Origin of the sequence: Pseudomonas sp. Leaf129, from assembly GCF_001423465.1 — a bacterium.
Taxonomy (GTDB): domain Bacteria; phylum Pseudomonadota; class Gammaproteobacteria; order Pseudomonadales; family Pseudomonadaceae; genus Aquipseudomonas; species Aquipseudomonas coleopterorum.
In genome coordinates, this window is sequence record NZ_LMOC01000010.1 from 207,907 (window position 1) to 217,968 (window position 10,062).

Below are 10,062 nucleotides of genomic sequence, written 5' to 3' on the forward strand. Positions count from 1 at the left end.
ACATCTATCTCCAGCCGACCCCGAAACCGGGATCTCTGTTCCTTGTCATTGTCCTTGGCCATGAGGCGTGGGTAGGGTACCTGTACCTTCGCATAAGGAAACAATTCAAAATTCCTCTTTGAGCCTGTGTTGTGCAAGCTGCACAACTTCTTGAGCGCTTTGCGGAGCACATCCAATGGATATACAACAACAAGAATCGCTAAAACTCACGTTCACAGCTGAGCAGCACAGGCTTGCCCGGTGCACGGTAGAGCAGTTTCTGAAAGCGGCTGTGCTCGAATGCATTGCTAAAGAAGATGCTATTGAGATATTAAGGAGGCAAGATTTAGGTTTTGTTATATAAGCCGCCTATGAAGACTTGAAAGCGTTCGCGTCGAAAGATCCAGCCTCTCAACGTAACCTTGAATTTATAGCGAGAACTTACACTTCTTACGCAGCAGTGTTGCACTACCGATTGGCGAATTATATTTATAAGCTGCCGTTAGCTTCAGCTGACTCAGCGAGTGCTGTTGTTTATGCAGGGTTGCTTGGTCGGCGAGGAAAGCTCTTGTCAGGGGCTGAAATTCACTTCAGGTGTGAGATTGGTAATCGTTTTGTTCTTGATCATGGGTATGGCACAGTCATAGGAGAAACAACGAAAATCGGACATGACTGCTATATCTTGGTCGGCGTCGTTTTGGGAGCGCGGAGCATTAGTAATAATCCGCCCTGCTCGCGCCATCCGACGCTGGGCGATCGTGTTCAAGTAGGTGCGTTTGCAAGCGTCTTAGGTCCGGTTTCGGTTGGGGATGATACGGTGATTGGTGCACATTGCCTTATCTCGGAGGATGTCCCGGCTCAACACCGTGTAACGCTCGATGGTACCAAAAATGTAGTGAGGTCGATAAAGCGCAGCACTAGGTCTTGAGCTGGCGACTGTATTATCAGAAAAGCCATAAATAAAATTATAAGAAAAGGAATATGTATGAGTTTTAATAGGCTTCCAGTAAAAACATATCTTTATTTCATAGCCCAGTCTGCCAATCTTACGGCCGCCGTTATGTCAGTGACAATGGCGGCCGTGATAGGCGCTCAACTCGCTCCCTCCCCGGCGTGGTCAACGTTACCCTATGGCATGCAGTTTTTTTCTCTTATGTTAGCGACCTACCCAGCATCGAAATTTATGAGCGTCTACGGCCGCCGTGCTGGTTTTCATTTAGGCAGTTTGGCGCTAGCCGTGTCTGGAATCACTGGCTTTTATGCCCTGCAGACGGGTAGCTTTTATTGGCTCATGGTTGCTCACGCCGCACTAGGAGGGTACATTGCCTTCGCAAACTTCAATCGATTTGCCGCAACCGATGGTCTCAGTGCCGCACTGAAGGCAAAGGCTATTTCCTTGGTCGTTGCCGGAGGAGTTGTGGCAGCCTTTATTGGTCCATGGGTGGCGACTTCGCTTCGTTCCGTGGGCGACTTCAGCGACTTCGCCCTGTGCTACGGTTTTTTTGTGCTGCTGGCGGTCATATCCGCCACTATCAATCAGATGACGCCAATAGCTGAGATGAAACATTCAGCCAATAGCGCGATACCTGCGCCCCTTCGAAACAGTTTTGACTGGGATCTTGCGCCGCCTATCATTGTTGCGGCAATGGGGTATGGGCTCATGAATTTGCTCATGATCCAAGCCTCGTTGCAGATGGCGGCTATGCATACGCATTTTCAGGTCATCGGTGTAGCTGTTCAGTGGCACGTGTTCGCTATGTTTGCGCCTTCCTTCATCACTGGATATCTGATTGCCCGAATGGGTGTCAATCGGATGGTGTTGCTAGGACTAGTGCTATTGGCAACGTCCGCCATGATCAATTTTCTTTACCTATCGCAGGCTTCCATATTGATCGCATTGGTTGTGTTAGGTGTGGGTTGGAACTTTACCTATGTGGCAGGAGGCGCGATGCTTGCCCTTCGACTTGAAGGCAACAGAGAGGCCATCAAGGTCCAAGGTGTCAATGACCTGGTTATCGCCGTTATGGCGACTGCTGGGGCGTTTCTTCCAGGCCTGCTACTCGCCATGGTAGGGTGGAGCGGTACCAACGCTGGTATGGCGATGCTCATGTTGGCACTCATCGCTTATTTTGTTACAGCTATACGTCGAACCGCGGCCAAGAAGCAGGTGGTGAGATGACGCTCAGCCAAAGTTTGATGATGTGTCCGGGGCTTCTCATGAAGTTGGAAATGAATAATCCGGGAGGAAGCCATAAATATAGAGCGGCGCGCCATATAGTCGAGTCTGCCATAGGTTCAGGCCGCATTGTACCTGGCCGGACAACCGTCATTGAAAAAAAACGGGCGGTAATTTCGGGTTCGGCCTCCTGGCAGCATGCCAGCGTTATGGGGTACAGGTAGAGTTGGCAATAGGGCTGGGTTATAGCGCAAGAAAAAAAGAACTGCTCGCTGGTCTCGGGGCAAAACTAATTGGTCATGATATGCTGGTGAATGGGGCAACGCCTTCTGAGGTAGTTGATCACTATCTCAGTCACCGAGACTGCGGCAGTAAACAATATTTTTATACCGATCAGTTTAGCAATGCTTTGGGCTTGGAGGCTCACCAGATAGAAACGGGACGAGAGCTTGCAGATCAGATTCGAGCTATCAGCAATGCTCAAAACATACTGTTCATCGGATGCGCTGGTACAGGGGCCAGCTTCACCGGCGTTTGTCGTGCGTTGTCTGGGAGCGGATTCACAATCCAGGCTCATTTGGTAGAGCCACAAGAGTGTGATACCCGTTTAGGTGAGTTTAGGGATCATCGGCTAGAAGGTATGTCGGTAGGTGTTGCTCCGCCCTTCCTGGACTGGAGGCTGGTGTATTCCGTTCAAAAAGTGACCATAGAAGAGATGATCGACACCCAGCGGTGGGCATATGCCCAGCGAGGGATTTACATCGGTAACAGCTCCGCAGGATGCCTGGCAGTGGCTCGGCGCTTGCATCGTAAAGTTGACCACAGAGACACGCTCGTTGCGTGCATCGCTTATGACGGGGGTTATTGGTATTCAGATATAACAGCCACATTTAGTAATCTGGCGTCGTAGAAACCTATAGGCTCTCGTTGGAGCGCTTAGTGCTTTTCCAGAAGTGCCTGTTTTTCTATTGGAAATAGGGAAGCCGGTGCTGGTTCTATCCTATTTCTAGGTAGGCGAAGATCCGTGCTGACCGGGGCGCTTTATCCAGGCCCCTCTTTCTGAAGAAGGTTAGAAAGAGGAGCAGGTAAACACAGATTCTTGCTTCACCCCACAATCGTTAGTTCTCTTCCTTTTTCACCGCCGCCGGTGCCGGTGGCGGGCGCAGGCCCACTTCGGCGTTCAAGGTGATTTCCTTGCCCTTGCGCATCACCTGGATGGCGATCCGGTCGCCGGGCTTGGTGCGGGCCACCTGATTCATCGACCGACGTCCATCGCCGGCCGCCTCGCCATTGATGCTGAGGATGACGTCGCCCAGTTGCAAACCGGCTTTCTGTGCCGGGCCGCCCTGGAAGACGCCTGCCACCACGATGCCTGGTCGGTCCTTGATACCGAACGACTCGGCCAGCTCCTCGGTCATCGGCTGCACTTCAATGCCCAGCCAGCCACGAATCACCTGGCCATGTTCGATGATCGACTTCATCACCTCCAGCGCCAGCTTGGTCGGGATGGCGAAGCCGATGCCCTGCGAACCCCCGGACTTTGAGAAGATCGCCGTGTTGATGCCGGTCAGGTTGCCGTTGGCATCCACCAGGGCGCCGCCGGAGTTGCCGGGGTTGATCGCCGCATCGGTCTGGATGAAATCTTCGTAGGTGTTGAGGCCCAGCTGGTTGCGGCCGGTGGCGCTGATGATGCCCATGGTTACCGTCTGGCCGACCCCGAACGGGTTACCGATGGCCAGGGCGACATCGCCGATGCGGATGCCGTCGGAGCGCCCGATGGTGATGGCCGCAACGTTCTTCAGGTCGATCTTGAGCACTGCCAGGTCCGTCTCCGGATCGCTGCCGATCACCCGGGCGAGGGTTTCACGTCCGTCCTTGAGGGCCACCACGATCTGGTCGGCACCTGCGGTCACGTGGTTGTTGGTGAGCAGGTAGCCTTCCGGGCTCATGATCACCGCCGAGCCCAGGCTCGATTCCCAGCGCCGCTGCTTGGGCAGGTTGTCGCCGAAGAAGCGGCGGAACTGCGGATCTTCGAACAGCGGGTGAGCGCCCTTGTTGACCGCTTTGGTGGTGTAGAGATTCGCCACGGCGGGGGCGGCAATGGCCACGGCGTCGGCGTAGGACACCGGACCCTGGATGACGCTGGCGCTTTGCGGCGCCTGCTGCAGGTTGACGTCCTGGCTGGGCAGGCCCACCCATTGCGGAAAGCGCAGGATAACCAGCAGGGCAATCAATATGCCGGTCAACAGCGGCCAACCAAAGAAGCGCAAGGCCTTGAACATGGGGACAATCCTGGAAGGGAGCGAGGGGCTATTTCTTCGACGCGCAGCGGCGCCATAATGGCCGGCATTATACGGGCGCTTGCGCCGCGCTGAACTGCCTTTGTGGAGACTTTTATGGCTGTGGCACTGAACACGTTGGTCGAAGAAGCCGACCGTTATCTGGGCAGCGCGAAGATCCAGGATTACTGTCCCAATGGTTTGCAGGTGGAAGGGCGCCCGCAGGTCATGCGTATCGTCAGCGGGGTCACGGCAAGCCAGGCGTTGCTCGATGCCGCGGTGGAAGCCAAGGCCGATCTGGTGCTGGTGCATCATGGCTATTTCTGGAAGGGCGAGAACCCCTGCGTGGTGGGCATGAAACAGCGACGTCTGAAGACGTTGCTCAGGCACGACATCAGCCTGTTGGCCTATCACCTGCCGCTGGATGTGCACGCCGAAGTGGGCAACAACGTGCAGCTGGCGCGGCAGCTGGAGCTCACGGTGGAAGGTCCGCTGGACCCGGCCGACAGCCGCGTGGTGGGGCTGATCGGCTCATTGCCTGAACCGATGCACCCGCGCGACTTCGCTCGCCGCGTGCAGGAAGTGCTGGGCCGTGAGCCGTTGCTGATCGAAGGCAGCGAAAAGATCCGGCGCGTGGGCTGGTGCACCGGTGGCGGGCAGGGCTACATCGACCGTGCGATTGCGGCCGGTGTCGACCTGTACATCAGTAGCGAGGCGTCCGAGCAGACTTTTCACAGCGCGCGCGAGAACGACATCAGCTTCATCGCCGCCGGGCATCATGCTACCGAACGCTATGGGGTCCAGGCGCTGGGCGATTACCTGGCACGGCGCTTTGCGCTCGAGCATGTGTTCATCGACTGTTCCAATCCCATCTGATAGCTGGATCGTAGTGCCCGATTCGCGGGCAGAGACCCGCTCCTACATTGTGACCGCGAAGGGGGGGGAGCCATGCCGGAACCTCCAAACCACAAGGCATATTCATATACCCCTTCGATCTAACCACCTCCCACGACCCACCCATACGCCGTGTTAAAGTGCCCGGCTCGAACACGGCCCGCAGGCCGTCCATAAAGACTGTATTCCGTGAGTAGCCATGGTCGACAAACTGACGCATCTGAAACAGCTGGAGGCGGAAAGCATCCACATCATTCGTGAGGTGGCCGCTGAGTTCGATAACCCGGTGATGTTGTATTCCATCGGCAAAGACTCGGCCGTGATGCTGCATCTGGCGCGCAAGGCCTTCTTCCCCGGCAAGCTGCCGTTCCCGGTGATGCACGTCGACACCCAGTGGAAGTTCCAGGAGATGTACAAATTCCGCGACCGCATGGTCGAGGAGCTGGGCCTGGACCTGCTGGTACACGTCAATCCCGAAGGCGTGGCGCAGGGCATCAACCCCTTCACCCACGGCAGCTCCAAGCACACCGACATCATGAAGACCCAGGGCCTCAAGCAGGCGCTGGACAAGCACGGCTTCGACGCCGCCTTTGGGGGCGCGCGCCGCGACGAAGAAAAGTCGCGGGCCAAGGAGCGGGTCTACTCGTTCCGTGACAGCAAGCATCGCTGGGACCCGAAGAACCAGCGCCCAGAGCTGTGGAACGTCTACAACGGCAAGGTCAACAAGGGCGAATCGATCCGTGTGTTCCCTCTGTCGAACTGGACCGAGCTCGACATCTGGCAGTACATCTACCTGGAAGGCATCCCGATCGTGCCGCTGTACTTCGCCGCCGAACGCGAAGTGATCGAGAAGAACGGCACGCTGATCATGATCGACGATGACCGCATCCTCGAGCACCTCAGCGAGGAAGAGAAGGCCAGCATCGTCAAGAAGAAAGTGCGTTTCCGTACCCTTGGCTGCTACCCGTTGACGGGCGCGGTGGAGTCCGAGGCCGAAAGCCTCACCGACATCATTCAGGAAATGCTCCTGACGCGAACGTCCGAGCGCCAGGGTCGGGTCATCGATCACGATGGCGCCGGTTCCATGGAAGACAAGAAACGTCAGGGCTACTTCTAAAGCAGGGTCAGAACATGTCGCACCAATCCGAATTGATCAGCGAGGACATCCTCGCCTACCTGGCCCAGCACGAACGCAAGGAACTGCTGCGCTTCCTTACCTGCGGCAACGTCGACGACGGCAAGAGCACCCTGATCGGGCGCCTGTTGCACGATTCCAAGATGATCTACGAAGATCACCTGGAAGCGATCACCCGCGACTCGAAGAAATCCGGCACCACGGGTGAAGAAGTCGACCTGGCGCTGCTGGTCGACGGCCTGCAGGCCGAGCGCGAGCAGGGCATCACCATCGATGTCGCCTACCGCTATTTCTCCACGGCCAAGCGCAAGTTCATCATCGCCGACACCCCGGGCCATGAGCAGTACACGCGCAACATGGCCACCGGCGCGTCCACCTGCGACCTGGCGATCATCCTCGTCGATGCCCGCTACGGCGTGCAGACCCAGACCCGCCGGCACAGCTACATCGCGTCCCTGCTGGGCATCAAGCACATCGTTGTGGCCATCAACAAGATGGACCTCAAGGGCTTCGATGAGGGCGTGTTCGAGCAGATCAAGGCCGACTACCTCAAGTTCGCCGAAGCCATCGGCCTGCAGCCGACCACATTGGCCTTCGTGCCGATGTCGGCGCTCAAGGGCGACAACGTGGTCAACCGCAGCGAGCAATCGCCGTGGTACACCGGCCAGACCCTGATGGAAATTCTGGAAACCGTGGAAGTGGCGGCCGATCGCAACTTCGACGACCTGCGTTTCCCGGTTCAGTACGTCAACCGACCGAACCTGAACTTCCGCGGCTTCGCCGGCACCCTGGCCAGCGGTATCGTGCACAAGGGCGACGAAGTAGTGGTGTTGCCTTCGGGCAAGAGCAGCCGGGTCAAGTCCATCGTCACCTTCGAGGGTGAGCTGGAGCACGCCGGTCCCGGCCAGGCCGTGACCCTGACCATGGAAGACGAGATCGACATCTCCCGTGGCGACTTGCTGGTGCATGCCGCCAACGTGCCGACCGTCTCCGACAGCTTCGAAGCGATGCTGGTGTGGATGGCCGAAGAGCCGATGCTGCCGGGCAAGAAGTACGACATCAAGCGTGCCACCAGCTACGTGCCGGGCTCGATCGCCAGCATCGTGCACAAGGTCGATGTCAACACCCTGGCCGAAGGCCCGGCAAGTGCGCTGCAGCTCAACGAGATCGGCAAGGTCAAGGTGTCGCTTGACAGCGCCATCGCTCTGGACGGTTACGACAGCAACCGCACCACCGGCGCCTTCATCATCATCGACCGCCTCACCAACGGCACCGTCGGCGCTGGCATGATCATCGCACCGGCAGCCGCCACCCAGGGCGGCAAGTCCCACGGTCGTTCCGCCCACGTGACCACCGAGGAGCGTGCCCAGCGCTTCGGTCAGCAACCGGCTACCGTGCTGTTCAGCGGTCTGTCGGGCGCGGGCAAGAGCACACTGGCCTACGCCGTCGAGCGCAAGCTGTTCGACATGGGCCGCGCAGTGTTCGTGCTCGATGGCCAGAACCTGCGGCATGACCTGAACAAAGGTCTGCCACAGGACCGCGCTGGACGTACCGAAAACTGGCGTCGTGCCGCTCACGTGGCGCGCCAGTTCAACGAAGCAGGACTGGTGACCCTGGCCGCCTTCGTGGCGCCTGATGCGGCCGGCCGTGAGCAGGCGCGTGACCTGATCGGTGCCGATCGGCTGCTGACGGTCTACGTCCAGGCCTCACCCCTGGTGTGCCGCGAACGCGACCCTCAGGGCCTGTACGCTGCGGACCAAGACAACATCCCGGGCGAGTCCTTCCCGTACGATGTGCCGTTGAATGCCGATCTGGTGATCGACACCCAGGCCTCGTCGGTGGATGAAGGGGTCAAGCAGGTGCTGGAGTTGCTGCGGTCGCGTGGGGCTATCTAGGGTCTGTGCGAAAAATATCGTCGCAAATCTCTCATGGCACTGGCCAATGAGACCATCGCCGCAAAACTTGTTGCGAGCTTGTAGAAGCGAGCAACGACGCGGCGATTTTCTTTCAACTACCTGAAAATGCGCTCGGTAATATTGCGCTGTCGGGATCTGGGGCGATCAAACAGTCTGGCCAAGCTTGTCTTGGGTTTGCGTTGCATGTTCCACCATGCGGTACCAGAGCAAAGCATCCAAAGGTCGCCGTTGAGCCTAAGGCGATCACCGACTCGCGGGCGCCCGCTGCGGTGGGTTTCAGTGAAAAAATCGGCATCCAGATCTCAGGTTGCTTTTTTTGGGGGGGGGCGGGCTTGCCGGTTGCCGGCAGATTGATGCCCCCGACAAAGTCCAGAGTGCTGATCACCGGACTTTCGGCTCGGCACAGATAGCAGACGTGGCACGAAGTGTACGCATCCCCAACAGCACGATTACTACCATGGACAGGCCCGCGGCAATCGCGACACCGAACCCTGCCTGCCCGCCATAGACGTCGATGACCAGGCCCGCTAATACGCCCCCAAGCGCTACGCCGATGCTGATTCCTGTCGTCATCCACGTAAGTCCTTCGGTGATTCTAGACGGTGGAACAATGATCGTGCCGAGATTCATGACGACGACCATCGTTGGCGCAAATGACATACCTGCCACAAACAGCATCCCGGAAAGGGTGTAGACATCCGGTGACAAAATGGGCAGCACGGCAGTGACTGCCGTTATCAGGACCCCGATGAAGAACTGTTTTTCAATCGGCAGGGAAATCCTTAAAGCGCCGAACGTCAAGCCTGCGATCATCGAGCCGAGCGCGTAGGCTGCCAGGATGAAACTGGCAGACGCCGGCCAGTCTTGCGCGTTCGCGAAGGCAACAACCGCCACGTCGATTGATCCGCCAATCACACCCATCGCCAAGAGCGCCAGCACGATGGTACGAACGCCGGGGATAACAAGGGTCGAGCTTGCGCTCCTTTCCATGCCTACGACTACTTTCGGTTCTGTCTGCCGCTGCATAAGAAAAGCCGTCACGCCGACAACCAGCAACAAGACGGCTACAAGTGGTCCGGCTTCAGCGAAAAAGCTGACGCTCAAACCAATGGCAAGTGGTGGCCCGATGATAAAGGCGAGTTCAGTTAGAACCGTATCTAGAGAGAAGGCAGTGTGTAACTGTGGCTTACCACGGAAAAGCTGCGTCCAGCGTGCTCTTATCATGGCGGGCATGCTCGGCATCATGCCCGCCAATGCCGCAAGAATAAACAGCAGTGTAGCGGGAGCTTTCATGTAGACGGCAATGATCAGCGCGAGCAACATGCCAACGCTGAAGGTCGTCACAAAGGGCAAAACCCGACGTTGGCCCCGCCGATCAACCAGCTTCGATACTTGCGGACCGATAAGCGCATTCGCCAAGGTAAAAGTACCGGCGACTGAGCCCGCCAGCCAATAAAGGCCCGTCTGCTGCACCAGCATAGTAATGATGCCGATGCCGATCATTGCCTGTGGCAGACGGGCAATGGACCCGGTAATCACTAATCCCATGACGCCTGGGGTGGTGAAAAGTTTGCGGTAAGGATTTGCCATGATTCCCCCGTTTTATAATTTGACGGTGATGGATAGCCCGCAGAATGCGGTGCAGACAAATAGCGCGCGAAATCTGCGCCTAATTGGTTATTT

General features: G+C 57.4%; 9 protein-coding genes and 1 pseudogene. 7 read left to right on the plus strand and 3 right to left on the minus strand.

Annotated features, from left to right (window positions below):
- Positions 1-175 precede the first annotated feature (175 nt).
- From ASF66_RS22565 to ASF66_RS22225, 4 genes are all read left to right on the plus strand, one after another.
- A complete protein-coding gene (locus tag ASF66_RS22565; protein ID WP_156463231.1) occupies positions 176-343 on the plus strand; it encodes a hypothetical protein in 168 nt (55 codons plus the stop codon).
- Positions 344-439: 96 nt separating this feature from the next.
- On the plus strand, positions 440-907 hold the full coding sequence (locus ASF66_RS22220; RefSeq protein WP_236707134.1) for a serine O-acetyltransferase: 468 nt from the start codon (positions 440-442) through the stop codon (positions 905-907).
- Positions 908-964: 57 nt separating this feature from the next.
- Positions 965-2,158 (plus strand): MFS transporter, encoded by a 1,194-nt coding sequence (locus tag ASF66_RS19670; RefSeq protein ID WP_056845029.1) that lies wholly within the window; start codon positions 965-967, stop codon positions 2,156-2,158.
- A gap of 187 nt (positions 2,159-2,345) precedes the next feature.
- Positions 2,346-3,065 carry a pyridoxal-phosphate dependent enzyme gene (locus ASF66_RS22225; RefSeq protein WP_236707135.1) on the plus strand — a complete coding sequence of 240 codons (720 nt, stop codon included), beginning with the start codon at positions 2,346-2,348 and terminating at the stop codon, positions 3,063-3,065.
- Between the two features lie 208 nt (positions 3,066-3,273).
- Here the strand turns inward: ASF66_RS22225 and algW are convergent, their stop codons facing one another.
- Positions 3,274-4,437 carry a Do family serine endopeptidase AlgW gene (gene algW / locus ASF66_RS19680; protein ID WP_056845031.1) on the minus strand — a complete coding sequence of 388 codons (1,164 nt, stop codon included), beginning with the start codon at positions 4,435-4,437 and terminating at the stop codon, positions 3,274-3,276.
- A 114-nt stretch (positions 4,438-4,551) separates the two neighbouring features.
- On the opposite strand from algW, the gene ASF66_RS19685 reads away from it, so the two are divergent.
- From ASF66_RS19685 to cysN, 3 genes are all read left to right on the plus strand, one after another.
- The gene (locus ASF66_RS19685; RefSeq protein ID WP_056845032.1) at positions 4,552-5,310 is read left to right on the plus strand and encodes a Nif3-like dinuclear metal center hexameric protein; all 759 of its coding nucleotides are present in this window, start codon (positions 4,552-4,554) and stop codon (positions 5,308-5,310) included.
- A 217-nt stretch (positions 5,311-5,527) separates the two neighbouring features.
- Complete coding sequence (cysD, locus tag ASF66_RS19690; RefSeq protein WP_056845033.1) at positions 5,528-6,445, plus strand: sulfate adenylyltransferase subunit CysD; 918 nt, start codon at positions 5,528-5,530, stop codon at positions 6,443-6,445.
- A gap of 14 nt (positions 6,446-6,459) precedes the next feature.
- Positions 6,460-8,358 (plus strand): sulfate adenylyltransferase subunit CysN, encoded by a 1,899-nt coding sequence (cysN, locus tag ASF66_RS19695; protein WP_056845034.1) that lies wholly within the window; start codon positions 6,460-6,462, stop codon positions 8,356-8,358.
- Here cysN and ASF66_RS22975 read toward each other — a convergent pair.
- Positions 8,355-8,564, minus strand: a pseudogene (locus ASF66_RS22975) (IS5/IS1182 family transposase); the annotation flags it as partial. The gene cysN and the pseudogene ASF66_RS22975 overlap by 4 nt on opposite strands.
- A gap of 196 nt (positions 8,565-8,760) precedes the next feature.
- Positions 8,761-9,969 carry an MFS transporter gene (locus ASF66_RS19700; protein ID WP_056845035.1) on the minus strand — a complete coding sequence of 403 codons (1,209 nt, stop codon included), beginning with the start codon at positions 9,967-9,969 and terminating at the stop codon, positions 8,761-8,763.
- Between the last annotated feature and the right edge of the window lie 93 nt (positions 9,970-10,062).